The organism is Dongia rigui (assembly GCF_034044635.1).
In the GTDB taxonomy this organism is placed as follows: domain Bacteria; phylum Pseudomonadota; class Alphaproteobacteria; order Dongiales; family Dongiaceae; genus Dongia; species Dongia rigui.
This window is the reverse complement of the sequence record NZ_JAXCLX010000001.1, coordinates 160,255-184,595: the sequence shown is the minus strand read 5'-3', so window position 1 is coordinate 184,595 and position 24,341 is coordinate 160,255. Positions and strand designations below refer to the sequence as shown.

Here is a 24,341-nt window from a genome sequence, read left to right as displayed (position 1 = left end):
GCCACTGCTTCCAAACCGCGGATAGGTTGCGTGCCCGAAATCGATCACCAGAATTTTGGTATTGCCGGGCTGTTTGGCTCGGCGGCTGTCGCATTTCTCGTCCTGTCACTGATTTACTGGATCTGGGGCCTGTTCGAGCGACCGCCTGCGGCAGAAACGGAAGACGCCGAGTCCGCGCCAAGTCCAAAATCAGTCAGCCCAGGCTGGTTTGCGTTCGGCGCTGCGTTCTGGGCGCTTATGTTCGCGTGCGGAGTGATCTTACGCAGACACCACTAAAAACGACCGCGCGAGGCCTGCACCGGCCAGTGGCGCGGTAAACACCCTGGCTGGCATCTCGCGGCTACCTCTTCATCTTGGCGAGGCAGGCCGGTCGCGCAAATCGCCGCCAGCCTGACCGCTGCATTGGAACAATTGGCGTTTTTCACCGTTATGGAAGCTGAAGCGATGCCTGGCCGTCGGCTGGTGAGCATGCGCCAACACCCATGCATGAGTGTTAGGGGTCGACCTGAGGGGTTATCCGCGAAAGCCTGGCCAACGATGAAACGGCATCTGAGCGTTCTTCCTTGAGATGCAGCCATCCTTTGTCATTCGCGGATCCCTTTGACCCCAGCCTCAGGAGGATCAACCAATGAAACATGTTATCGCCCTATCCCTGACGACGCTGTTGGCGTCGACGGGCCTCGCGACCGCCCAGGATTCCGGGCTTTCCACTGCGCAAAGTGCACAAGCGAACCCCGCTGGCGGGTTTGTTGTCTACTTCGCACTCGACAAGTCGACCTTGAATGCCGAGGCGAGGTCGGTCATCGCCCAGGCCGCCCAGGAGTTTCAGCGGTCTGGTTCAGCCCGCATCTCGGTGCGCGGACATACCGACACATCGGGGAGTTCGGGTTACAACCAGGCGCTGTCCGAACGCCGTGAACAGGCAGTCGCCAATGAACTGATGGCGCTCGGCGTGCCGCAGGCGGCAATCACGGGTGAGGCACTCGGTGAAACCGATCCGGCGGTGCCGACCGGGGACGGTGTCCCGGAAGCCGGTAACCGCCGTGTCGACATCGCCATTGAGCAGCCACCGGCCCCGGTCGCCGAGATGGCACCCGCGCCGACGCCCGCGCCGGTGACAGAGCCGGCGCCACAGCCCGTGCGTGAAAAGCAAATGCCAAAGTGGATATTCAGCGTCGGTCCCTATTACGGATACAATCTCGAAGATGAAGCGGGCCATGACAGCCAGCTCGGCGGCCTCAATTTCGCGGTCGACGTGCCGGTTACGCCTTGGCTGTCGGCGGGTGTCGAGCAGGCGGGCTTCTATCATTTCGATACGCCCAATGACGGCTTTGGTGGGCGAAGTGTCGCCAGTCTTGATTTTACCTTCGGCGACGATGCGTTCCGGGGCCATGCCGGCGGTAATTTCGGCTACCTCTACGGTTCCGGCTTCGACGATGATTTCGTGGCGGGCCCCGAGGTCGGCTTCGCTGCCGGTCGCTTCATCGGCAAGCTCGCCTACGACATCCCGTTCAACCGGGATCTCGACGAGGGCATCATCAACACGACATTTGGCGTCCGTTTCTGACCGACAGCCGCACGTTCGCGCTGAGCGCGGGCGTGCGGTATGGCGTCCCAATACCCCTTCCGATCCAAGGGTGGCATGAGGCTGGGTTTGCCGCTATAAGCGGCTGATCAAGCTGGAGATAAAGGTGCTTAGATGCCCTCTATCTCCTTGTTTAATCTTGCCAATATAGGATCTCTCGCCATGAACGCGACACTTGCCGAAACTTTCTGGTCGGGCCTTGCCGTCAGCCGCGTGCAGCAGGTGCTGGCCGTTCTGGTGGGGACGCTGGCCCTGGCGATTTCGGCGCATATTCAGGTGCCGTTCTGGCCGGTGCCGATGACGATGCAGACTTTTGTCGTGCTGATGATCGGTGCGGCGTTTGGCGCGCGCCTCGGCGCTGCCACCCTCATCACCTATCTGATCGAAGGCACGATCGGCCTGCCGGTCTTTGCCAGCGCCGCCGGCCTTGCCGGCCCGACGGCCGGCTATCTGGTCGGTTTTCTTGTGGCCGCCACACTTGTCGGGTGGCTGGCCGATCGCGGCCATGGCCGCTCGGTCGTGACCACACTTGTCGCCTTTGTGATCGGCGAGGCGGTCATGCTGGGGATGGGTGCGGGTTGGCTGGCCACCAAGGTCGGCCTGGCGCAGGCATTGAGCCTTGGCGTGGTCCCGTTCCTGCCGGCGGAAGGTGTGAAGATCGCCCTGGCTTGCGCGCTGCTGCCGACGCTCTGGCGCGTCGCCCGTCGGTAATGCCGGAAGCTCTAATTCAAGGGGAAATGGTGCCGGCAGAGGGATTTGAACCCCCGACCTTCGGTTTACAAAACCGCTGCACTACCACTGTGCTATGCCGGCCCAAGCTCTAAGGCAGGGCTTCTTTAGCCTCCGGCGGCGGTCGAGGGCAAGGGGACAATAAAGCGGGCGCCCGATGGGGATGGCACCGGACGCCCGCACTCTGAAGCGGAGATGGGGACGGTTGGGTGAACCCCGCTTCATGACCAGAATCTAGGCATGAACCGGCCGGCCGTCTGTGACTGAGGTCACAATGGGTTGGCAGTTTGTCGCGGCGGGCCCAGTAATCGCGGCTTGGCGGCGCGCGGGAATCTGGTTAGGTTCGCCGCCCAATCGAGCCGCTTAGCCGGCTTGTCGCTTCGTGGGGTTATTAGTGGCTCATAAATTCACCGCAAGGCGCTGGTGGCGCACCTTCAGGCGCTATATCGGCTGGCGCATCCGGAATCCCTTTGCACCCTATGAGGATTACTACGTCCACACGGTGATGAAGAAGATCCGTCACGGCGATGGCCATCCCGCCATCGGCTCGGCAGCGCGGCCGGTGCGTGAGCACACGGAACTCCTCGACTTTCTCCGGAAGTACGGGCTGCAACCCAATGATGTTGCGGTAGATTATGGTTGCGGATCGTTGCGGCTGGGTACCGCCGTGATGAACTTCCTGGAACCCGGCAAGTATTGGGGCGTGGACATCACCGACGAGTTCTACAAGCTGGGTCTGGACCGGCTCGACCCCGCCTGGGTTGCCGCCAAGGCGCCCAATCTCGGGGTCATCAATCCGGCAACACTTGCCAAGGTCCGCGCCGACAAGCCGCGCGTGATCGCGTCCTGGCACGTTTGCTCGAAGGTGCCGGAAGCGCGTCTTGATTCTTACATCGGCAGCATCGTCTCGTTGATGTCACCGGGCAGCACCGCCCTGGTGCATTTTCCCGAGACGGCGGAGCGGCGCCAGCTTTCCGGCCTCGCCTGGGCCAGCCCCCGATCGCTCCTGGAAACGGTCGCACTTCGCCACGCGCCCAGCGCGACGATCAGCTTCGATCCACTGACCGAGACGGAAATCGACGGCATCCGCCAGACCCTGCTGGTCATCCGGACCTGATCAGGTCTTTGGGGCGATCCGTCCAGAGAGGCGGTAGCGGCTGCCGGGATAGACCAGTCGCACATGGCTGACCGGCTTGCCTGACGACCAGGTGCGGCGGGTCAGCTGCAGGCATGGCTCGTGGGCATCGATCTTCAACAGCTTGCGCTCGCTGATGCTGGGCAGCACCGCCTCGATGATGTGCTCGGCTTCCGAGATCGGGGCGATGGCCGTGAGGTAAACGTAAGGTGTCTGACGCGTGAAATCCTGATCAAGGTAATCGCGCGCATGACGCGGATCGACATACCTATCCTCGATCTGCACGGGCAGGTCGTTCTCAAGGTGCAGCAAAACGGAGTGGAAGACGCGCTCGCCGTTCTTCAGGCCGAAGGTCCCGGCGATATCCTCGGGTGCCGGCTCCGCCTTCAGCAAGATCACCTCGGCGCGATGTAGGTGGCCCCGCTCGGCGATCTCCTCGGCGATGTTGCGAACTTCAAACAGGGCCGCCTGGGGCTTTACCGTGGCAACGAAGGTGCCGACGCCCTGGACGCGGGTCAGGACGCCCTCGATCGTCAGCTCGCGCAGGGCGCGGTTGATCGTCATGCGGCTGACGCTCAGTTCCTTCACCAGTTCGGCTTCCGATGAAATGCGGTCGCCCGCGCTCCAGGCGCCGGCCGCGATGCGGTCGGCGATCATGCGCTTGACGCGCTGGTAATGCGGCACGATCTCCTGGTTCATTCGCTTCCCGGCAAGGTCATGGCGCGGACTCGACAGAGACCGCAAAATCCAAGATATATATACATGTATAGACAGCTACAGGGAAAGACCCATGCCGAGAATCGTCTTCGCCCCCGTCGCCCTGCTGCCGAATGGCTGGGCAGAGCAGGTTGTCATCGAGTTCGACCGCACCGGCACTGTCATCCGTGTGGAGAGCGGTGCTAGCGCACCAGCGGGTGCCACGCAATGCCAAGGGCCGGTCCTGCCCGGCATGCCGAACCTGCATTCGCATGCCTTCCAGCGTGCGATGGCGGGACTGGCTGAAGTGGCGCTGAATCCCGAAGACAGCTTCTGGACCTGGCGCGACCTCATGTACCGGCTGGTCGGCAAGCTCAGCCCCGACCAGGTCGAGGACATCGCGCGCTATCTCTATATCGACATGCTGAAGGGCGGCTATACCGCCGTCGCCGAGTTTCATTATCTGCACCATGATCTGGACGGACGCAGCTATGCGGATCCTTCGGAAATGTCGCGCCGGGTCTTGCGCGCGGCGGAACGAGCGGGGATCGGCATCACCTTGTTGCCAGTGCTCTATGCCCATGGCGGCTTCGGCGGCAAGCAGCCCAGCGATGGGCAGCGGCGCTTCATCAATTCAGTCGACAGCTATCTCAAGATGCAAGAGAGCCTTGCCAAGGATTGCGCGGCGCCGGGCAAGCGTCTTGGCTTCTGCTTCCATTCCTTACGCGCAGTGACGCGGGACGAGATTCTGGCCGTCATGGGCAGCACGAAGGATGACCGGCCGGTCCATGTCCACATCGCCGAGCAACAGAAGGAAGTCGACGATTGCCTGGCCTGGAGCGGGCGGCGGCCGATACAATGGCTCTATGACAATGTCGCCGTCGACGGGCGCTGGTGCCTCATTCACGCCACCCATGCCGAAGCCGACGAAGTACAGGCGATGGCGAAGAGCCAGGCGGTGGCGGGGCTCTGCCCGACCACGGAGGCCAATCTCGGCGATGGCTTGTTCCCCGCGGTCGACTTCATCAATGCCGGCGGGCGCATCGGCATCGGTTCCGACAGCCATGTGTCGTTGAGCGTGGTTGAGGAATTACGCTGGCTGGAATATGGCCAGCGCCTGAAGCACGAGCGCCGCAACCGCTTGCATGATGCCAATAAGCACGTGGCTGGCTTCCTCTACCGCGCCAATGCGGCGGGCGGCGCACAGGCCTTGGGGCAGAAGATGGGCGCCATCGCCGTCGGCAACCGCGCCGATCTGGTGGTGCTGGATGGCAGCCACCCGCTGCTCGCCCATGTGACGGGTGATGACATTCTGGGCCGCTGGCTATTTGCCGGGCTCAACCGCATGGTGAAGGATGTCATGGTCGGCGGCGATTGGGTGGTGCAGGATGGCCGCCATGGTGACGAGATCGAGGCCGGGCGCGCCTTTGCGGCCGCGGTGAAGGCGGTGATCTGATCTACCCGCCATCTGCGGCGGGCGCATCTGGGGAGGGTGGTCATGCCGTGGGTGCTGGTCCCGATTCTGCCGCTGCTGCTGTACAATTCGCCGCAATTCAACGGCGTCTCGCTCTCGCTTCCCTATCTGTTGATCCCGCTCGGCGCATGGCTGGGCCGGCGCCATGGCGTGCCAGGATTTGTCACATTGGCATTGGGCGGGATCGCGGCGCTGGGGCCGTCTCTGGATCTGAATGGTGGCTATATCGGCGGCGGTGCTGCGCAGTATATCGTCGCACTTTGGGTCTGCCGTGCCGCGTTGTCGGAGCAACTGGTTCAGGCCCTGATAGGGAGCGGAAGTGTGCTGCGCCGGCCCTGGGTACTGGCGATCGTGCTCATCCTGCTGCCATGCAGTTTCGCGCTTGGACGCCATGACCTCGGCAATGATGTTGCCCTCGATTTTTATGTGTCGCTGCTGCCGCTGTTTTTCTTTGTGCTGTTCCTGCTGGGGGCAGCCCGATGCCAGGTCGGTCTTATCATCGGCGGATTGATGGTAGCGACGCTGGCCGGCGTCGCACTCGGCCTCCATTTCCCGGAGGCGAGAGAGATTCGGTATCGTCTGGATAATCTGGCGACGCTGGTGACGGCAGCCGGTTGGTTCCTCGCCGGGCGCTGCGTGACGGAGGGGGGAGATGCCGGCAACCCTTGGCGCTACAGCTGGGCAATGGTTGCCTTCTTCGCCCTCGTCGCTTTGTTGTGGCAATTCACCTGGGCACTGCTGCCGGATCGGCAGACTGTCCCTGAATACATCGGTCTGGGTGGCCGATATGCTGCCCTGCCTCTGGCCGCTCTCATGGCCGGATATCTGCTGGGGTATGCTGGGATCGGCTACTGCTTTTTGATCACCGTAGCGCTGATCGTACTCGGCAATCTGGCCGTGCTTCTGACAGCTCGAGGCGGCTTGGCGATTGATCTCGAGCAGCTGCTGTTTTGCCTCGCCTTCGGCTATCTGGGTTTGCGTCTCAAGGATGCACAGACGGGCCTGCGGACATCGTGGCCAAGCCGGCGCTGGCATCTCTATGGCTGGCTGGTGATCCTGTTCCTGCCGGCGCTCTTTTCCATCGACGAACTCATCAAGACTCTCTGGCCTTTCGTCGTGGCGGTTGCGGCCGCGTTGCTGGCGGCAATCATCGAATGGATCCGCCGCCGCCTTAAACTGCAGAACGTCACGCTGAACGGCGAAGGCTGGCTGAAGCTTGCCGTTGCCGTGCTGGTCGTAGCGGCCGTCGCGGGCAATTTGCCCGGCCTGCTCGACAGCCTCATTTGGGCGGCCGAAGATTACGATATCCCGGTGCAGATCGCGCTGCCGGTGATCCTGGTCCTGCTGCACCTGCCGCTTGCCTATCTGGCGCGCGTGCTGATTGCGGTCGGGCCGAAGATCACCGGCGATTTGCGCAGTATCGCGAGCCTGTGGCGCTAGGCTGCGCTTTTGACCCAATCGCGTGGCGTCATGAAATCGATCACCAGTGCCATGAGGATGGTGAGGCCGGTGAGCGGAAACAGCACGCCCATCAGCGCCAGGATCGCCACGGCACCGCGTGCCACGCGGTAATCGCGCGGATAGCGCGGGGCGCCCAGCGATCCCTTCGGGCGGCGCTGCCACCACATCACAATGGCTGAGACTGACATCAGGACAATCGAGGCGCAGACGGCCAGCAACGCGATCTGATTGAGGCGGCCGAATTGCTGGCCCATGTGGATGCTGACGCCCATCTCAATGGCCTTGCCGGCGATTCCAAGCTCCTTGAAGCCGGCATCGAACAGCACCTTGCCGCTGTATTGGTCCAGATGAATGATGCGTTCGAAATTGATGTCGTCAGGATAGACCGAGGCAGTGTAGACGCCTTCGGCACTCTGCGGCAGATCGATCGCATAGCCTTTGTGGATGCCGAGCTTGTCGAAGATTGTGACCGCCTGGTCGAGGCCGAACGCAGTCGCCCCGGTCGGCGTCGATTCAGGCATCGGCGCGTTTTCCATGGTCCAGTTGACTTGGGTCATGGCGTCCTTCATCGGCACTTTTGAAACCGGCACGTTGTCCCAATAGCCGGTCGGATAGCCAAGTCCCGCCTCGTTGGCATAGGTATTGACCTTGTCACCCCAGAATCCCGACCAGGGTAACCCGCTGAGCGCCAGGAAGAAGATGAACCCGCCGGCATAAAGGCCGGTGACGGCGTGGAGGTCGCGCCAGTAGGGGCGCCGCTTGGCACCGCTTCGAATCTTGAAGGTGCCGAGATTGCGACCGCGCGGCCACCACAGATAAATGCCGGTAACGACCAGTATCATGGCCCAGCCGGCGACGATCTCGATGACGCGGTTGGCGATCCAGCCGAAATAGTCGAGGCTGTGGATCTTGCGGATCGTCAGCATGAAAGGCGTTACCCCAGCACCACTGTCATCGAGCTTGCCGAGGACCTTGCCGTCGTAAGGATTGACGTAGACGCGCTGCTTTCCAGCATCGGTCTTGATTGTAACTGTGGCGCTCGACGTCGTGCTGGGCGCCGGGATGTAGGCGGTGACGGTCCCCGGCAGATATTCGGTGGCGTTGGCTACAAGTGTCGACGCAGGTAAGACCGGCGACGACTGTTCCGTGACGCTGAGATAGTCCTTGTAGAAGACGGCGTTGAGTTCATCCTTCAGCAGATAGAGGCCGCCGGTGACGGCGAGGAGGATCATGAAGGGCAGCACCAGCAGGCCGGCATAGAAATGCCAGCGCCAGACGGCACGATAGAGATAGGAAGGCGCAGCCGCGATCTCGCGCGGCGGCGCTGCATGGTTCAGAGTCATAATGACAGCCTTTTGCATTCGGCCGGCAGCAATGCCGCCGGCGTTCAAACCTGATCGAGTTGAGTGATCTTCAGATCAGGGCAGCAGGCGGGGCCCGCGAGGCGAGGTCAGATTTATAGCGTGCCTGGGATGACGCGGTATCGTCAGTGGCAAGCGGCAGTGCCTGCCATGGGATGGTGGAGGCAACATAGATCGCCGCGGCTTCCGGCGCTGGCAGGGCGGCGACACCGAAGCTGGCCGTGCAGGCGATCTTGCAAGCAAAGCAATCGCCGTCCGGCACCTGTTTCTGCGGCGCCGGTGCATTGGGTGTATTGCTGCCATCGGCGCAGAGGGCCGTGAGGCCCAGGGCCTCGTGCTGCGCCATTGAAAACGCGTGCGCGCCCGCGACTGCCGGACCCAGAATGGACTGGATCAACAGGGCATAAGCCAACACCAAGACCGGCCACAAATGCTTCCGGCGGGGTTGGAGACGGGGTGGGCGCTTGCGCATCCGGCCTATCTACGCGGTGAAGGTGCCTTTCGGCAAGGGGTCAAAGCGGGCGCCACGTCGCCAGCGTTTCGACGAACCGGGCGAGCACGGCCTGCACCCGGGCGGCGGGGCCGGGCTGGTAATCGAAGGGCGGCGCCTCGCGCATATAAGTGCGCTGGGCGAGTTCGAGCTGAACGGCGTGCACATGGTCGTGCGGGTTGCCATAGTGCCGCGTGATGTAGCCACCCTTGAAGCGGCCGTTCACCACATGGGTATAGCCGGGCGCATCGCATGTTTCGGCAAGGCGCGCGGTAAGGCTGGCGTCGCAGCTCTTGCCGTCATTGGTGCCGATGTTGAAGTCGGGCAACTCACCGTCGAAGAGACGCGGCACGAAGCCTTTGATGGAATGCGCGTCGAACAGGACCGCATGGCCGTGTTCGGCCTTGAGACGTTCGAGTTCGGCGGCGAGACGGTTGTGATAGGGCTCCCAGATTTCGCCGAGTGCCAGATCCCGGGTCTCCACGCTGGGTGCCTTGCCGGGGGCAAACAGCGGCTGGCCGTCGAACAATACGTCCGGGTACAGCCCCGTCGTCGCCGTCGCGTAGAGCGGCTTGTCGTCCGAGGGGCGGTTGAGGTCGATGTTGAAGCGCGACCAGCGGGCGATCACCAGCGTAGCGCCGATGCCGCGCGCAAAATCATAGAGGGTCGGCAGGTGCCAGTCGGTGTCGCACAGGCCTTTGGCGGGTTCGGCAAGGCCGGCCTCGATCTCGGGCAACAATTCGGTGCCGACATGCGGCATGGAAATCAGCAAGGGGGAAGTGCCGGGCACGAAGTCGTAGGCATGCAGCATGGTCAGTGCGCCTTCAAGGAAACGACGATCAAGCGGGCATTCGGACTTTGCGGCTGAACGGTGACAAGCTCAGGCGCGGTGCTGTCCAGGCGCAGGGTATCGCCGTCACGCATGTTGGTGCCGGCTGCGTCGACGACACCGCTCAACAGATGGAGAATGACGAGTGGGGCCACTGCAAGCGTAAAGCGCTGGTCCTTCACCAGATCGAAGCCGTTGACGGCGGCGCTGCCCCAGGTACGGCGCACCATGACGTTGAAATCCTGGATGACGCCGTCGATCAGGCGGCAATCGGTCGCCCATTCGCCCTTGAAGCCATGGGGTTTGAGCGGTTTGGAAAGAACGACCGGCGGGGCTTCCTGGCCGAAGCTCAAGACCATGCCATTGCCGTTGACCAGCATGATCTGGCGATCGATACCCTCGAATGTCGAGAAGGGGCCAGCCGATGCCACATCGGCGATGGAGAGGCGCCAGTTGAAGCCACCTGCGGGGAGCGCGTCCTGCAGCAATTCGAGCGTCGAGCCACCGCCATTCTTCCACGGCATGCGTTTGTAGTCGGCGGGGCCGAGGGCGGTTACGCGCATTTTTTTACCCAGGCACCGTTCTGGATGATGCCGCCGCAAGGATTACCGCCGAACCAATAGCTGAGCTCCGCCGGCCGGTCGATGGACCAGATGGCGATATCTGCGTTCATGCCCGTCTGCAATTGGCCATGTGACTTCTGCAAGCCCAGCGCCTTGGCTGCATGTCGCGTGGCGCCGGCCAACACTTCCTCCGGCGTCAGGCGGAAGAACGTGGTCGCCATGCTGAGCATCAGCAGCAGTGAGAGAGTGGGCGAGGTGCCAGGATTATGGTCGGTGGAAATGGCGATGGGCACGCCGGCGCGGCGGAAGGCATCGATCGGCGGCAGCTTGGTTTCTCGCAAGGCATAAAAAGCGCCGGGCAGCAGGACGGCGACCGCGCCTGACTTGGCCATGGCGGTGATACCGGCATCGCTCACATATTCCAGATGGTCGCAGGAGAGCGCGCCGAATTCGCTGGCCAGCTGCGTCCCACCCTGATCGGACAATTGTTCGGCATGGAGCTTCACCGGCAGGCCGAGGCGCCTGGCGGTCTCGAATACTTTCCGCGTCTGCGCTGTCGTGAACGCAATCTTCTCGCAGAAGGCATCGACGGCATCGGCGAGTTTCTCGTGCGCGATCGCGGGCAGGATCTCGGTGCAGACCTTGTCGATATAGCCGTCGCTGTTGCCGGCAAATTCCGGCGGCAGGGCATGGGCCGCAAGGCAGGTGGTGCGGATGGTGACCGGATGCATCTCGCCCAACCGTCGGGCTGCCGCCAGCTGCTTGCGTTCGTTTTCGAGATCGAGGCCATAGCCCGATTTGATCTCGATCGTCGTCACACCTTCCGCAGCGATCTCGGTGAGGCGCTTTGCGGCACTCGCCGCCAGGCTGTCGATGCCGGCCGCACGTGTCGCCTTCACGGTCGAGGCGATGCCGCCGCCGGCCTTGGCGATCTCCTCATAGGTCGCCCCTTTGAGGCGCAGTTCGAATTCCGCCGCCCGGTCGCCGCCATAGACGAGATGGGTGTGGCAATCGATGAGGCCGGGGCTGACCCAACGCCCGCCAAGACGCGCGGTATCCTTGGCGTCACCGGCAGGGAGGTCAGCCCGTGCGCCAACCCAGGCGATCCTGCCGTCCTTGAGTGCCACCGCGGCGTCCTCGATCGCGCCATAGGGCTTGCCGGTCTCCGCCATGGTGGCGGCGCGGCAATCGGTCAGCAGGATATCCCAGGTCATGAACGCAGCCGTTTTACTTGTTCAGCATCGGAAGATTTAGCCCTTGCTCGCGCGCACATTCAATGGCCGTTTCATAGCCCGCATCGGCATGGCGCATGACGCCGGTGCCGGGATCGTTGGTCAGCACATTGCGTAGCCGTTTATCCGCGTCGGCCGACCCATCGCACAACACGACCATGCCGGAATGCTGCGAGAAACCCATACCCACGCCACCACCATGATGGAGGCTGACCCAGGTGGCACCCGAGGCGGTGTTGAGGAGGGCATTGAGCAGCGGCCAATCGGAAACGGCATCCGATCCGTCGCGCATGCCTTCGGTTTCACGGTTTGGGCTAGAGACGGAGCCGGAATCGAGATGGTCGCGGCCGATGACGATGGGCGCCTTCAATTCGCCCTTGCGCACCATCTCGTTGAAGGCAAGTCCTAAGCGCATGCGTTGCCCGAGGCCCACCCAGCAGATGCGGGCGGGGAGACCCTGGAACTTGATGCGGCTGCCGGCCATGTCGAGCCAGTTGTGAAGGTGTTTATCGTCGGGGATCAGTTCCTTCACCTTGGCATCAGTCTTGTAGATGTCTTCCGGATCGCCCGAGAGCGCTACCCAGCGGAACGGACCGACGCCGCGGCAGAAGAGGGGGCGGATATAGGCCGGCACGAAGCCTGGGAAGTCGAAGGCGTTGGCGACACCCACTTCCTTCGCCATTTGGCGGATGTTGTTGCCGTAATCGAAAGTGGGGACACCCATCTTTTGAAAATCGAGCATGGCTCGGACCTGGATCGCCATCGACTCTTTGGCGGCCTTCACGACCGCGGCGGGGTCCTTCTGGCGCATTTCGGCGGCTTTGGCGAGGCTCCAGCCGGCTGGGAGATAGCCGTTCAGCGGGTCATGGGCGCTGGTCTGGTCGGTCACCATGTCGGGACGAATGCCGCGCTTCACAAGTTCGGGGAAGATCTCGGCGGCGTTGCCGAGGAGGCCGATGGAGATCGCCTTGCCGTCCTTCTTCGCCTTCTCGAGAATGGCGAGCGCTTCGTCGAGCGAGTTCGCCTTGACGTCGACATAGCGCGTCTCAAGACGCTTCTCGATGCGCGAGGGTTCGCATTCGACGGCGATCATCGAGGCACCGGCCATGGTGGCGGCCAGCGTCTGCGCACCGCCCATGCCACCCAAGCCCCCGGTCAGGATCCAACGGCCCTTGAGGTCGCCGCCGTAATGCTGGCGCCCGGCCTCGACGAAGGTTTCGTAAGTGCCCTGAACGATGCCCTGGCTGCCGATATAGATCCAGGAACCGGCCGTCATCTGGCCGTACATCATCAGCCCCTTGGCATCCAATTCGCGAAAATGCTCCCAGGTCGCCCAATGCGGCACGAGGTTGGAGTTGGCGAGGAGCACGCGCGGCGCATTCTCATGGGTGCGGAAGACGCCGACCGGCTTGCCAGACTGGATGAGGAGGGTTTCGTCCTGCTCCATCTTCTTCAGCGTCTCGACGATCTTGTCGAAGCAGGCCCAGTTGCGCGCGGCTTTGCCGATGCCGCCATAGACCACCAACTCGCCGGGGTTCTCCGCCACCTCGGGGTCGAGATTGTTCATGAGCATGCGCAACGGCGCTTCGGTCGCCCAGGATTTGGCGTTGAGTTCGGTCCCGCGCGGGGCGCGGATGACGCGCTGGTTGGTGGTGGCAGTCATGATCGGCACCTCATGGCGTTAACTTGTATATACATGTATGGACAATAGCATGCTGCTCTGAGGTCGACAACATCCTTAACGCGGGCGCTGGCGTGCAACCCAAAGCCTCTATAAGCTCAATTGTTAACGGGGACGCGCGGGGGCGAAATGTCTAACGAAATGAAGGGCGTGCTGCTGGCCATCGGCGCCACAGTGGGCTGGAGTCTGAGCGGCGTCTTCATTCGTTTCATCCCTGAGATCGATGCCTGGACCTTCAATGCCTATCGCGGCGCGAGCATGAGCATCGCCCTGCTTTTGTGGATGCTCCTGCGCTATCGCGGCGAGACGATCGGTCATTTCCGGCAGGCGACGCTGGTTCCCCTCATCGCCACCGCCGGCTTCTTCGGCATTGGATCCTCGCTCTATATCCTCGCCATGCAGAAGGCGAGTGTGGCGGCCGTTTCCTGCGTCGCCGCCACATCGCCGCTCTTTGCGGCACTCCTCGCCTGGGTGTGGCTGGGCGAGAAGACGCGGCTGATGGTGTTCATGGCCATTCTGGTGGCCCTTGGCGGCGTCGGCATCGTTGCCTTCGGCGAGAAGGACGCCTCACTGACGGGGTTGGAGGGATCGCTCATCGCCCTTCTGGTGGCCCTGTGCTTTGCCGGGCAAAGCGTCACGCTGCGTCGCTACAACAAGGTCGAGATGGCGCCATCGCTGATCGTCGGCGGTTTCGGCATCTTCATCGTCGTGGCGCTGACCCAGGGACTGGCGCCGATCAGCCTCAACGACTTTCTGGTGCTGGCGACGATGGGCGCGGTGCAACTGGCGTTGCCCCTGGTGCTCTATATGCGCGGTGCGCGCTATGTGCCGGCGGTGCAGATGGTGCTGATCTCGCTCGCCGATGCCTTTCTCAACCCGTTCTGGGTGTGGCTGGTGCATGGCGAAGTGCCAAGTTCCAGCGTGTTCCTGGGCGGCGTGCTGATCCTGGGTGCCATTGCCGTCGTCACCGTCCGCAAGGCGCCGTCCCCGCGCGCCGCGGACATCCCGCCCGTCTTCGACTAGAATGCTTCAAGCCAAGCGAGAGCCAGCCATGAAATTCGCCAGCGTCAATGTCATGTCCGAGATCGTCCAGCATGTGTCGGAGGACGACCCGCTATGGGTGCAACTGACCGATCAGGTGCGCCTGCGGCCCTTGATGTTCGATTGCACCAACGGCGCTTGGTCGAATCTGCTCCGGGTGACGCCGGGCGGCAGCTTGGCCTGCCACTACCACACGGCGCCGGTGCATGCCTTCGTCATCGACGGCGCCTGGCGCTATCTGGAACACGATTGGGTGGCCGAGACCGGCAGCTTCATCTATGAGCCGCCGGGAGAGGTGCATACCCTGGTCGCCGACGAAAAGCGCGGCATGACGACTTTCTTCGTCACACGCGGATCGCTGGTCTACACCGATTCAGATGGGCGACAGATCGGTTTCGAGGATGTGTTCACTCGGCTGGAGCGCTTCCGTGCGCACCTGTCGGAGTCGGGTCTTGATCAGACAATTGCCGATCAATTGATTCGCTGAACTTCGCAGCGATCAGCGTATAGGCGACCGGCACCACGAACAGGGTGAAGAAGCTGCCGAAGGTGAGGCCGCCGACGATCACCCAGCCGATCGCCTGGCGCGCTTCCGCACCGGCACCGGAGGCAAGCGCCAGCGGAATGGTGCCCAGCACCATGGCGCCGGTCGTCATCAGGATCGGCCGCAGGCGCAACACTGCTGCGCCGATCACCGCATCCTTGAGGCTGAGGCCCGCAGCGCGGCGCTGGTTGGCGAATTCGACGATCAGGATGCCGTGCTTGGTGATAAGGCCGATCAAGGTCACCAGGCCGATCTGGCTATAGACGTTGAGCGTGCCGCCGGTGAGCTGCATGGCCAGCAACGCGCCGGTCATGGCGAGCGGCACGGTCAGCATGATGATGAAGGGGTCGCGGAAGCTTTCGAACTGAGCCGAGAGCACGAGATAAATGAAGGCCAGCGCCAGGATGAAGACGGTGACACCGCTCTGGCTCGAGGCGCGCAACTCGCGCGACTGGCCGGCGTAGTCGAGCTGCATCGTCGCCGGCATCAGTTTGGTGGCAATCTCCTGCAGCGCGTTGATGGCGTCACCGGACGTATAGCCGGGTGCCGCATTGGCCGAGATCGTGGCCGCGCGCAGCTGGTTCCAGCGGTTGAGATCCTTGGGCGACACGGTCTCGCGCAGGCTGACCAGATTGGAAAGCGGAATCATGGCGCCGCCCGCCGCGCGCACATAGATGAGTTTTGCCTGGTCGGGGGTGGAGCGGGCGCGGTCGTCGACCTTGACCACCACGTCATACTGCCGCCCGTCGCGCTTGAAGCGGGTGACATCGCGGCCGGCGAGGAGCGATTCGATCGTCGTGCCGATGCGCTCGACCTCAATGCCGAGATCGGCCGCCTTGTCGCGATCGACCGTGAGGCGGATTTCGGGCTTCGACAGCTTCAAGTCGGAATCCGGGTTGAGCAGCCGCGGGTCGTCGCGCGCGGTGTCGAGGATCGCCTGCACGACCTCGTCCAGTTCTTCATAGGTGCCGGTGCTGAGCACCACCAATTCGGCCGCCTTGGTGTTGGGGCTCTGTCCCAGCGACGGCGGCACATTGGCAAAGACATTGACCCCGGGAAGATTTCCAAGGGGCTTGCGCAACGCCGCCGAGATCTCCTTCGACGAGCGCTGCCGTTCTTCCCAGGGCTTGAGGCGCAACGGCGCCATCGCCTGCGATGGGCTCTGATTGCCGGTCACAGTAAAATAGGTACTGAGTTCCGGCACCTTGGCAAAGATCTCCTCCATGCGCCGCACGTAATTTGATGTGTATTCGAGCGTCGCCCCTTCGGGACCGCTGACCGAGGCAAAGAGAATGCCGCGATCCTCGACCGGGGTCAGTTCCTGCTTCAGCCCCAGGAACAGCCAATAGGCGGCGCCGGCAACCACCAGGACCAGCACGACAACCAGCCAACGCACGGCCATGCAGAAGCGCAAGGCGGCCTCGTAACCGTCGTTGAGCTTGTTTAGGAAGAACTCGATGACGCGGTAGATCGGCCCGTGCTTTTCATGTTCCCGGTCGGGCAGGAATTTGCTGCACATCATCGGCGACAAGGTGAGGGCCACGAACCCGGAGACGAGCACGGCACCGGCGAGCGTCAGCGCGAATTCGGTAAAGAGCTTGCCCGTGCGGCCGCTCTGCAAGGCGACCGGCACGTAGACGGCGGCCAAGGTGATGGTCATGGCAAGGACGGCAAAGGCAATCTCGCGGCTGCCGACCAGCGCTGCTCGCAAGGGGCTGGCGCCTTCCTCGATATGGCGGTGGATGTTCTCCAGCATGACGATGGCGTCATCCACCACCAGGCCGATCGCCAGCACGAAGGACAGCATGGTGAGGGTGTTGAGGCTGAAGCCCAGCGCATACATGAGCGCACAGGCGCCGACCAGCGACAACGGGATCGTGACGAGGGGAATGAGCGTCGCCCGCAGCGAACGCAGGAAAAAAATGATGACCAGCAGCACCAGCACCACGGCCTCGAAGATGGCGTGATAGACGTTGTCGATCGAGGTGCGGATGAAGGTCGAGGAATCATAGGCGATGGCGAGATTCATGCCGCTGGGCAGGCTCGCTTGGATGGTCGGCAAGGCCGCACGGATTTCGTCCGAGACGTCGAGCGGGTTGGCGGTCGACTGCTTGATGATGCCGAGCGAGACGCCCGTCTTGCCATCGACGCGCGTCCGCACTGTGTCGTCATAGGCGCCAAGCTCGACATCGGCGACATCGCCGAGGCGCACCAAGGTCTGGCTCGACTTCTTGACGATGATGGCGGCGAATTCCTCGGGGCTCGAAATGCCGGTATCCGACAGAACCGAGAACTCGCGCGCCTGGCTTTCAATGGTGCCCGCCGGCATCTCGACATTCTGCGCCCGCAGCGCGTCCTCGATATCCTGGACCGTCAAGCGATAGGCGGCGAGCCGTTCTGGCTTCAGCCAGATGCGCATCGCCGGCTTGCGTTCGCCGAAGATGCGCACTTCGGAAATGCCGGACAATGTCTGCAGCTTGTTCTTCACGAAGCGGTCGACATAGTCGGAAATCTGCAGCGATGAATCGACCTCGCTGGTGAAGGCCATCCAGATGATGGGCTGGGCGTCAGCCTCGACCTTGGCGATGACGGGCTCCTCGACATCGTCCGGCAGCTTGCCGCGGGCGCGGGAGACACGGTCGCGGACATCGGCCGCCGCCGAATCGATATCGCGGCTGGGGCGGAAGGTGATGCTGATGCGGGACGATTCGGCGCGGCTCGCCGATTTGATGAAGTCGATACCCTCGATGCCGGAGAGGCTTTCCTCCAGCTCCTGCGTTACCTGCAGTTCCATGATCTCGGCCGAGGCGCCGCGGAAGGTGGTCGAGACGCTGACCACCGGCTCGTCGATATCCGGATATTCGCGTACCGTGAGGCGCTGATAGGCGATGATGCCGATCAGCAGGACGACCAGGTTGATGACGGTGGCAAAGACCGGGCGACGGATGCAAAGCTCGGGAAGGCGCATGGAACGTGCCTCCCTTACGGCTGGCCAATGGTGACGTCTGCGCCAGGGCGCAGCTTGATCTGCCCGTCGGTCACGACCGTTTCGCCGATGGAAAGCCCTTCGACGATCTGGACCTTGCCGGCCTGCCGCAACCCGGTCTTCACCGGCTTCATCACCGCCTTGTTGTCTTCGATGGCATAGACAAAGACGCGGTCGCCACGCGCGACCAGCGCCTGCTCGGGGATGACGACGGCATTCTCGATGGTGCCGGCATTGATCTCGACCTCGATGAAGAGGCCGGGTTTCAGCCGCCCATCGGCATTGGCGATTTCGGCGCGAACGGAGACGGCGCGTGCTGCGGCGTCGAGCTTGGGGTCGATCGCCAGGATCTTGCCGCCGAATTGTTCGCCGGGAAACGCGTCGGTATTGATGGCGACGGGCGTGCCTTCGCGCAGAACCGCGAGTTCCGTCTGCGGCACCGAGAAGTCCACATAGAGCGGGTCGATGCGCGACAGCGTGAAAATCGCCTGCCCGGGCGTCAGATATTCGCCGACCGACACCATGCGCAAGCCCAGCGTGCCACCGAAGGGCGCGGTGATGCGGGCTTTGGCGAGATTGGCCTGCGCGAGATTGAGCGCGGCCTCGGCGATGCCGAGTTCCGAGGCGGCTTCGTCGACCGCCTTGGGTGTGCCGGCGCCTTTGGCCATCAGATTGTTGGCGCGTTCGGCATTGGCCTTCCACAGCTTCCGTTTGGCGTCGGCCTCGGCAACCTGGGCCTGATAGATGGTGGTATCGAGTTGCGCCAGCACGTCGCCGCGCGCCACCTCGCCACCCTGGGCGTCGGAGATCGACACAATTCGGCCGGCGATTTCGGGGCTGATGGTGACCGTGTCGGAGGCGGTGAGGCTGCCCACCGACCGCGACTGGCGGACCAGCGTCTCGGCTTCAGCCTTGGCGGCATAGACGGTGACCGGTGGTGCCTTGGCTGCGCCTGGGATGGGTGCGGCGGCCGAGGAGGGCAGGAGGCTTGCCGGCATCAAACCCGCCGGCAGATGGTCACGCCCCCAATACACACCACCCGCCAGCACGATGACAGCAATGAGCGCCAGAATGCGCGGGGTATGGGATCTTTTATGGGGTCTGTTCATAGGGGGCGTCGGTCATCCGAATCGGTTGGCTGGCGTAACGGCGCGAAACGGCGGCGGACAAGGCCGAATTTGCCGCGCGACATCGAGCCTTACACGCTTGCTGCGCCAAAATCCTGCGCAAGGCCCCAGCATAGCCGGAAATGATGTCAGGACCGAACGGCAAAGTGCTGCGTTGCATCATGCCCAGTGCCGCAAATCGCCGGCCTGCCGGGGTGATTTGGGGGTTTCTGGCCGCGCGGACAGAATTTGCTGCCATCTGTGTTGACAGCCCATGCGGGGTTGCAGTACATGCTGCCCCGCCGAACAGACGAGGCCGCCAGCCGGTCCCGATCCTGTCATGCGCGGGTGTAGCTCAGTTGGTTAGAGCGCCGGCCTGTCACGCCGGAGGCCGCGGGTTCAAGTCCCGTCACTCGCGCCACTTCTCTTTCAGAAATCACGAAAAATACAAAGTGTTAACAAGCCCTTAAGGGCTAATTCACGCTGTCTTTGGGTGGTTTTTGCCCTTTCTTGGCCGCATTAACGTCTTTATAGTGAGCCCGGCCCGGAGTCGTAACTTTGTTCGCGATCAGGGTCTTTTGCGCTGCGAAAAAATGGCGTAAAGGACCGCGGCAATCCGGGGTGAATTGCGCTCTCAATCTTCGGCCGCCCGGCCGCGCTGTTGAGGGCTTGTTGGGGTGAAGCGTAGGAAAGCATCACGGGATGGACGACCTACTCAAAGAATACCTGCCGATCCTGATCTTCCTGATCATCGCATCGGCGCTGACCTTGGTGATGGTCACGGCGTCCCTGATCGCCGGCAAGCAGAATCCCGATTCCGAGAAGCTTTCGCCCTATGAATGCGGTTTCGAGGCGTTCGACGACGCCCGCCGGCAGTTCGACGTTCGCTTCTATCTCGTCTCGATCCTTTTCATCATCTTCGACCTTGAAGTGGCGTTCCTGTTTCCCTGGGCGGTTTCGCTGGGCAACATCGGCGTGTTCGGCTTCTGGTCGATGATCATCTTCCTTGGCGTCCTCACCGTAGGGTTCATCTACGAGTGGAAAAAGGGCGCCCTTGAGTGGGAATAAGGGGAGTGGGAGTACGTAAATGAGCCAGCCCCAAACGGTGCCAGCCAGTGGAATTTTGCGACCGGGTCCGGCGCAGGACCAGGTTTTGACGCAAGTCACCGACGAATTGCAGGACAAGGGCTTCGTCATCGCGCAGATGGACAAGCTGGTGAACTGGGCGCGTACCGGGTCGCTGTGGCCGATGACCTTTGGTCTGGCCTGCTGTGCCGTCGAAATGATGCATGCCTACATGGCCCGCTATGATCTCGACCGGTTCGGCGTCGTGCCGCGCGGGAGCCCCCGCCAATCCGACGTCATGATCGTGGCCGGCACGCTCACCAACAAGATGGCGCCCGCCTTGCGCAAGGTCTATGACCAGATGGCCGAGCCGCGCTGGGTCATCTCGATGGGCTCCTGCGCCAATGGCGGCGGCTATTATCACTATTCCTATTCCGTGGTTCGCGGCTGCGACCGCATCGTGCCGGTCGATGTCTACGTCCCGGGCTGCCCGCCGACGGCTGAGGCGCTGGTCTATGGCATCCTGCAACTGCAGAAGAAGATCCGACGTACCTCGACGATCGCGCGCTAAGTCAGCGCCGGTCCAAAAGCGTGCTAGGGAAGGGTAGGGGTAACACCACCATGACGGACGTCTATCGCGAGCTCGGCGACTATATCGCTGCCGCCCTCGGCGACGCGGTGCTGCGCACCGAAATCGCCCTCGGTGAACTGATGATCTATGTGCCGGCGGGTCGCATCGAGCGGGTTCTGGGTTTCCTGCGCGACGATGCCAATTGCCAGTTCAAGATGCTGATCGACCTGTGCGGTGTCGATTACCCGGAGCGCGAAGATCGCTTCGACGTCGTCTACAATCTGCTCAGCATCAGCCTCAATCGCCGCTGCCGCGTGAAAGTGGCGCTGGCCGAGGACGACGCGATCCCCAGCGTGGTCGACATTCATCCGAGTGCCGCCTGGTTCGAGCGCGAAGCCTATGACCTTTACGGCATCTTCTTCGATGGCAACCCGGATCTGCGTCGCCTGCTGACCGATTACGGCTTCGAAGGGCACCCGTTCCGCAAGGATTTCCCGCTCACCGGCTATGTCGAGGTTCGTTACGACGAAACGCAAAAGCGCGTCGTCTATGAACCGGTGAAGCTGACGCAGGAATTCCGATCGTTCGATTTCCTGTCACCGTGGGAAGGCATGCTGCAGCCACGGCCCGTTCTGCCGGGTGACGAGAAAGCCGGGGAAGCCCCGGCTGGGAAGACAAACTGATGGCCGAAACACATATCAAACCGATGACCATGAACTTTGGGCCGCAGCATCCCGCGGCCCACGGTGTGTTGCGCATGGTCATGGAAATGGACGGCGAAATTGTGCGCCGCGTCGATCCGCATGTCGGCCTGCTGCATCGCGGCACCGAGAAGCTGATCGAATACAAGACCTATACCCAGGCCATTCCCTATTTCGACCGCCTCGATTACGTGAGCCCGATGTGCCAGGAGCATGCTTTCGTGCTCGCCGTCGAGAAGCTCCTGGGGTTGGAAGTGCCGATCCGCGGCCAGTACATCCGCGTCATGTTCGATGAAGTGACGCGCATCCTCAATCACCTCCTCAACATCCCGGCCTATGCCATGGATGTGGGCGCCGTGACGCCGTTCCTGTGGGTGTTCGAGCAGCGCGAATTGCTGATGGAATTCTATGAGCGCGTGTCCGGGGCGCGCCTCCATGCCGCCTATTATCGACCGGGTGGCGTGCATCAGGATCTTCCGGCTGGCCTCCTCGAAGACCTCTGGGCGTGGAGCGAGAAGTTCCCCAAGGTCGTCGACGACATGGAAGGCCTGCTTACCAACAACCGCATCTTCAAGCAGCGCCTGGTCGATGTCTGCCCGGTGACGGCGGAAGACGCCATCGCCTGGGGCTTTACCGGCCCCGTGCTGCGCGCCTCCGGCGTGCCGTGGGATTTGCGTAAGTCGCAGCCCTATCTCGTCTACGACAAGATGGATTTCGACATTCCGGTCGGCAAGCACGGCGATTGTTATGATCGCTATCTCGTGCGTGTCGCGGAAATGCGCGAAAGCCTCAAGATCGTGCGCCAGTGCATCAAGGAAATGCCGGGTGGTCCCGCGACATCGGTCGACCACAAGGTGACGCCGCCCAAGCGCGGCGAGATGAAGCATTCGATGGAAGCGCTGATCCATCACTTCAAGCTTTATACCGAGGGCTATCACGTGCCCGCTGGCGAGACCTATACCGCCGTCGAAGCGCCCAAGGGCGAGTTCGGCGTCTATCTGGTTTCGGACGGCACCAACAAGCCGCATCGCTGCAAGATCCGGGCGCCCGGTTTCCCGCATCTCGCCGCCATGGATTTCCTCTGCAAGGGCTACATGCTGGCGGATTCGGTGGCGATCCTCGGCTCCCTCGACATTGTGTTCGGTGAGATCGACAGATGAGTGCAAACGCAAACACCGACGTGGTCCAACCGACCAGCTTCGCCTTCAGCGCGGAGAATCTGGAGAAGGCCCGGAAGATCATCGCGCGCTATCCGGAAGGCCGTCAGCCCTCGGCGGTGATGCCGCTCCTTGATTTGGCGCAGCGCCAGGAAGGCTGGATTTCGCGCGTCGCGATGGATGTCATCGCCGGCATGCTCGATATGGCGCCGATCCGCGTCTACGAGGTCGCAACCTTCTACACCATGTACAATCTGCAGCCGGTCGGTAAGCACCTGATCCAGATCTGCCGCACGACGCCGTGCTGGCTGCGCGGTTCGGACGGCCTCACCGATTACCTGAAGAAGCGGCTCGGCGTCGGCATGAAGGAAGTGACCAAGGACGGTCTCTTCTCGATGATGGAAGTCGAATGCCTGGGCGCCTGCTGCAATGCGCCGATGGTGCAGATCAATGACGACTTCTACGAAGACCTGACGCCGGAAACGCTCGGCAAGGTGCTCGACGAACTGGCTGCCGGGCGCAAGCCCAAAACCGGCCCGCAAAACGGCCGCCGCGGTTCGATGGCCGAGGGCGGCCCGACCACGCTGCAGGAGATTCCCATCTCCTACGACATGTCGCCCGATTTGGCGGGAGGTAAGTGATGCTCCAGGACAAGGACCGCATCTTCAAGAACGTCTACTGCCAGGACGATTGGCGCCTTGCCGGCGCCCGTCGGCGCGGCATCTGGGACAACACCAAGGCGCTGCTGGAAGTGGGCCCCGACAAGATCGTCGACGAGATCAAGGCGTCGGAGCTGCGTGGCCGCGGCGGCGCCGGTTTCCCGACCGGCATGAAGTGGTCCTTCATGCCCAAGCAGTCGGATGGCCGTCCGTCCTATCTCGTCGTCAATGCCGACGAGTCCGAACCCGGCACCTGCAAGGACCGCGAGATTCTGCGCTTTGATCCGCACATGCTGATCGAAGGCTGCCTCATCGCCGGCTTCGCCATGCGCTGCAAGGCTGCCTATATCTACATCCGTGGTGAGTTCTACCAGGAGGCGATGCACGTCCAGGCGGCGATCGACGAAGCCTATGACGCCGGCCTCATCGGCAAGAACGCGTCCGGCTCTGGCTACGATTTCGACGTCTATCTGCATCGCGGTGCCGGCGCCTATATCTGCGGCGAAGAATCCGCCCTCATCGAAAGCCTCGAAGGCAAGAAGGGCCAGCCACGCCTCAAGCCCCCGTTCCCGGCTGCTTGCGGCCTCTATGGCTGCCCGACCACGGTCAACAATGTCGAGACGATCGCCGTGACGCCGACCATCCTGCGTCGCGGCGCGTCGTGGTTCGCGGGTCTAGGCCGGCCGAAGAATGTCGGCACCAAGCTCTTCTGCGTCTCGGGCCATGTGAACAAGCCCTGCAATGTCGAAGAAGAGATGGGCATTCCGCTGCGGGAACTCATCGAAAAGCATTGCGGCGGCGTGCGCGGCGGCTGGGACAATCTGTTGGCGGTCATTCCCGGCGGCTCGTCGGTGCCGATGCTGCCCAAGCATATCTGCGACGACGTCCTCATGGATTTCGACAGCCTGCGTGCGGTCCAGTCGGGCCTCGGCACGGCGGCCGTCATCGTCATGGACAAGTCGACCGACCTCATCGAGGCGATCACGCGCTTTGCGCATTTCTACATGCACGAAAGCTGCGGCCAGTGCACGCCGTGCCGCGAAGGCACCGGCTGGATGTTCCGCATCATGACGCGCTTCGTGAAGGGCGATGCCGATCCTTCCGAGATCGACATGCTGCTGGAGATCTCCAAGCAGATCGAAGGTCACACCATCTGCGCGCTGGGCGACGCGGCGGCGTGGCCCATCCAGGGTCTGATGCGTCATTTCCGTCCGGTGGTCGAGCAGCGCATGCGCGACTTCCGTGGCCGCCAAGCTGCTGAATAAGAGACTGCCG

At 62.6% G+C, this 24,341-nt stretch carries 23 protein-coding genes and 2 tRNA genes; 15 read left to right on the top strand and 10 right to left on the bottom strand.

Annotated features, from left to right (window positions below; translation table 11 throughout):
- Positions 1–30: 30 nt before the first annotated feature.
- The 3 genes from SMD31_RS00820 to SMD31_RS00810 all read left to right on the top strand — a co-directional run bounded on the left by SMD31_RS00820 (position 31) and on the right by SMD31_RS00810 (position 2,296).
- Complete coding sequence (locus tag SMD31_RS00820; protein WP_320498671.1) at positions 31–276, top strand: hypothetical protein; 246 nt, start codon at positions 31–33, stop codon at positions 274–276.
- A 352-nt stretch (positions 277–628) separates the two neighbouring features.
- Positions 629–1,567, top strand: coding sequence for an OmpA family protein (locus SMD31_RS00815; protein ID WP_320498670.1), 939 nt, complete (start codon positions 629–631; stop codon positions 1,565–1,567).
- 180 nt (positions 1,568–1,747) lie between these two features.
- Positions 1,748–2,296, top strand: a complete 549-nt coding sequence (locus SMD31_RS00810; RefSeq protein WP_320498669.1) for a biotin transporter BioY — start codon at positions 1,748–1,750, stop codon at positions 2,294–2,296.
- 27 nt (positions 2,297–2,323) lie between these two features.
- On the opposite strand, the gene SMD31_RS00805 is transcribed toward SMD31_RS00810, so the two are convergent.
- Positions 2,324–2,398: transfer RNA gene (locus tag SMD31_RS00805), tRNA-Thr, on the bottom strand.
- A 310-nt stretch (positions 2,399–2,708) separates the two neighbouring features.
- Between SMD31_RS00805 and SMD31_RS00800 the strand changes: the two genes are divergently transcribed.
- Positions 2,709–3,431: a hypothetical protein gene (locus SMD31_RS00800; RefSeq protein WP_320498668.1), complete on the top strand. Its 723-nt coding sequence runs from the start codon at positions 2,709–2,711 to the stop codon at positions 3,429–3,431.
- Here SMD31_RS00800 and hutC read toward each other — a convergent pair whose 3' ends face one another.
- Positions 3,432–4,148 carry a histidine utilization repressor gene (hutC, locus tag SMD31_RS00795; protein ID WP_320498667.1) on the bottom strand — a complete coding sequence of 239 codons (717 nt, stop codon included), beginning with the start codon at positions 4,146–4,148 and terminating at the stop codon, positions 3,432–3,434.
- Between the two features lie 91 nt (positions 4,149–4,239).
- Here hutC and SMD31_RS00790 point away from each other — a divergent pair, with 91 nt between their 5' ends.
- Together SMD31_RS00790 and SMD31_RS00785 are read left to right on the top strand one after the other, a co-directional pair.
- Positions 4,240–5,601, top strand: coding sequence for a formimidoylglutamate deiminase (locus SMD31_RS00790; RefSeq protein WP_320498666.1), 1,362 nt, complete (start codon positions 4,240–4,242; stop codon positions 5,599–5,601).
- Between the two features lie 42 nt (positions 5,602–5,643).
- A complete protein-coding gene (locus tag SMD31_RS00785; RefSeq protein WP_320498665.1) occupies positions 5,644–7,059 on the top strand; it encodes a hypothetical protein in 1,416 nt (471 codons plus the stop codon).
- On the opposite strand, the gene SMD31_RS00780 is transcribed toward SMD31_RS00785, so the two are convergent.
- The 6 genes from SMD31_RS00780 to hutU form a co-directional block, all read right to left on the bottom strand.
- A complete protein-coding gene (locus tag SMD31_RS00780) occupies positions 7,056–8,423 on the bottom strand; it encodes a PepSY-associated TM helix domain-containing protein (protein WP_320498664.1) in 1,368 nt (455 codons plus the stop codon). The two genes, SMD31_RS00785 and SMD31_RS00780, sit on opposite strands and share 4 nt — an antisense overlap.
- A 70-nt stretch (positions 8,424–8,493) precedes the next feature.
- Positions 8,494–8,787 (bottom strand): hypothetical protein, encoded by a 294-nt coding sequence (locus SMD31_RS00775; protein ID WP_320498663.1) that lies wholly within the window; start codon positions 8,785–8,787, stop codon positions 8,494–8,496.
- 166 nt (positions 8,788–8,953) lie between these two features.
- Positions 8,954–9,742: an N-formylglutamate deformylase gene (gene hutG, locus SMD31_RS00770; RefSeq protein ID WP_320498662.1), complete on the bottom strand. Its 789-nt coding sequence runs from the start codon at positions 9,740–9,742 to the stop codon at positions 8,954–8,956.
- A gap of 2 nt (positions 9,743–9,744) precedes the next feature.
- Positions 9,745–10,323, bottom strand: a complete 579-nt coding sequence (locus SMD31_RS00765) for a HutD/Ves family protein (RefSeq protein ID WP_320498661.1) — start codon at positions 10,321–10,323, stop codon at positions 9,745–9,747.
- Positions 10,314–11,537 (bottom strand): imidazolonepropionase, encoded by a 1,224-nt coding sequence (gene hutI, locus SMD31_RS00760; RefSeq protein WP_320498659.1) that lies wholly within the window; start codon positions 11,535–11,537, stop codon positions 10,314–10,316. The genes SMD31_RS00765 and hutI overlap by 10 nt, the downstream gene beginning before the upstream one ends.
- A 13-nt stretch (positions 11,538–11,550) precedes the next feature.
- Positions 11,551–13,218, bottom strand: a complete 1,668-nt coding sequence (hutU, locus tag SMD31_RS00755) for a urocanate hydratase (RefSeq protein ID WP_320498657.1) — start codon at positions 13,216–13,218, stop codon at positions 11,551–11,553.
- Positions 13,219–13,365: 147 nt separating this feature from the next.
- Here hutU and SMD31_RS00750 point away from each other — a divergent pair, with 147 nt between their 5' ends.
- On the top strand, positions 13,366–14,259 hold the full coding sequence (locus SMD31_RS00750) for a DMT family transporter (RefSeq protein ID WP_320498656.1): 894 nt from the start codon (positions 13,366–13,368) through the stop codon (positions 14,257–14,259).
- A gap of 28 nt (positions 14,260–14,287) precedes the next feature.
- Positions 14,288–14,764 carry a 2,4'-dihydroxyacetophenone dioxygenase family protein gene (locus tag SMD31_RS00745; protein WP_320498654.1) on the top strand — a complete coding sequence of 159 codons (477 nt, stop codon included), beginning with the start codon at positions 14,288–14,290 and terminating at the stop codon, positions 14,762–14,764.
- Here SMD31_RS00745 and SMD31_RS00740 read toward each other — a convergent pair.
- Both SMD31_RS00740 and SMD31_RS00735 read right to left on the bottom strand, forming a co-directional pair.
- Complete coding sequence (locus SMD31_RS00740; protein ID WP_320498652.1) at positions 14,685–17,789, bottom strand: efflux RND transporter permease subunit; 3,105 nt, start codon at positions 17,787–17,789, stop codon at positions 14,685–14,687. The genes SMD31_RS00745 and SMD31_RS00740 overlap by 80 nt on opposite strands.
- A gap of 14 nt (positions 17,790–17,803) precedes the next feature.
- Complete coding sequence (locus SMD31_RS00735; protein ID WP_320498650.1) at positions 17,804–18,916, bottom strand: efflux RND transporter periplasmic adaptor subunit; 1,113 nt, start codon at positions 18,914–18,916, stop codon at positions 17,804–17,806.
- A gap of 341 nt (positions 18,917–19,257) precedes the next feature.
- Between SMD31_RS00735 and SMD31_RS00730 the strand changes: the two genes are divergently transcribed.
- From SMD31_RS00730 to nuoF, 7 genes are all read left to right on the top strand, one after another.
- Positions 19,258–19,334: transfer RNA gene (locus SMD31_RS00730), tRNA-Asp, on the top strand.
- A 281-nt stretch (positions 19,335–19,615) separates the two neighbouring features.
- Positions 19,616–19,981: an NADH-quinone oxidoreductase subunit A gene (locus SMD31_RS00725; RefSeq protein WP_320498649.1), complete on the top strand. Its 366-nt coding sequence runs from the start codon at positions 19,616–19,618 to the stop codon at positions 19,979–19,981.
- A 19-nt stretch (positions 19,982–20,000) separates the two neighbouring features.
- Positions 20,001–20,549, top strand: coding sequence for a NuoB/complex I 20 kDa subunit family protein (locus SMD31_RS00720; RefSeq protein WP_320498646.1), 549 nt, complete (start codon positions 20,001–20,003; stop codon positions 20,547–20,549).
- 50 nt (positions 20,550–20,599) lie between these two features.
- Positions 20,600–21,232 (top strand): NADH-quinone oxidoreductase subunit C, encoded by a 633-nt coding sequence (locus SMD31_RS00715; RefSeq protein ID WP_320498645.1) that lies wholly within the window; start codon positions 20,600–20,602, stop codon positions 21,230–21,232.
- Positions 21,232–22,410: an NADH-quinone oxidoreductase subunit D gene (locus SMD31_RS00710; RefSeq protein ID WP_320498643.1), complete on the top strand. Its 1,179-nt coding sequence runs from the start codon at positions 21,232–21,234 to the stop codon at positions 22,408–22,410. The genes SMD31_RS00715 and SMD31_RS00710 overlap by 1 nt, the downstream gene beginning before the upstream one ends.
- Positions 22,407–23,048, top strand: coding sequence for an NADH-quinone oxidoreductase subunit NuoE (nuoE, locus tag SMD31_RS00705; protein ID WP_320498642.1), 642 nt, complete (start codon positions 22,407–22,409; stop codon positions 23,046–23,048). The genes SMD31_RS00710 and nuoE overlap by 4 nt, the downstream gene beginning before the upstream one ends.
- Positions 23,048–24,331 carry an NADH-quinone oxidoreductase subunit NuoF gene (gene nuoF / locus SMD31_RS00700; RefSeq protein WP_320498641.1) on the top strand — a complete coding sequence of 428 codons (1,284 nt, stop codon included), beginning with the start codon at positions 23,048–23,050 and terminating at the stop codon, positions 24,329–24,331. The genes nuoE and nuoF overlap by 1 nt, the downstream gene beginning before the upstream one ends.
- The last annotated feature ends 10 nt before the right edge of the window (positions 24,332–24,341 follow it).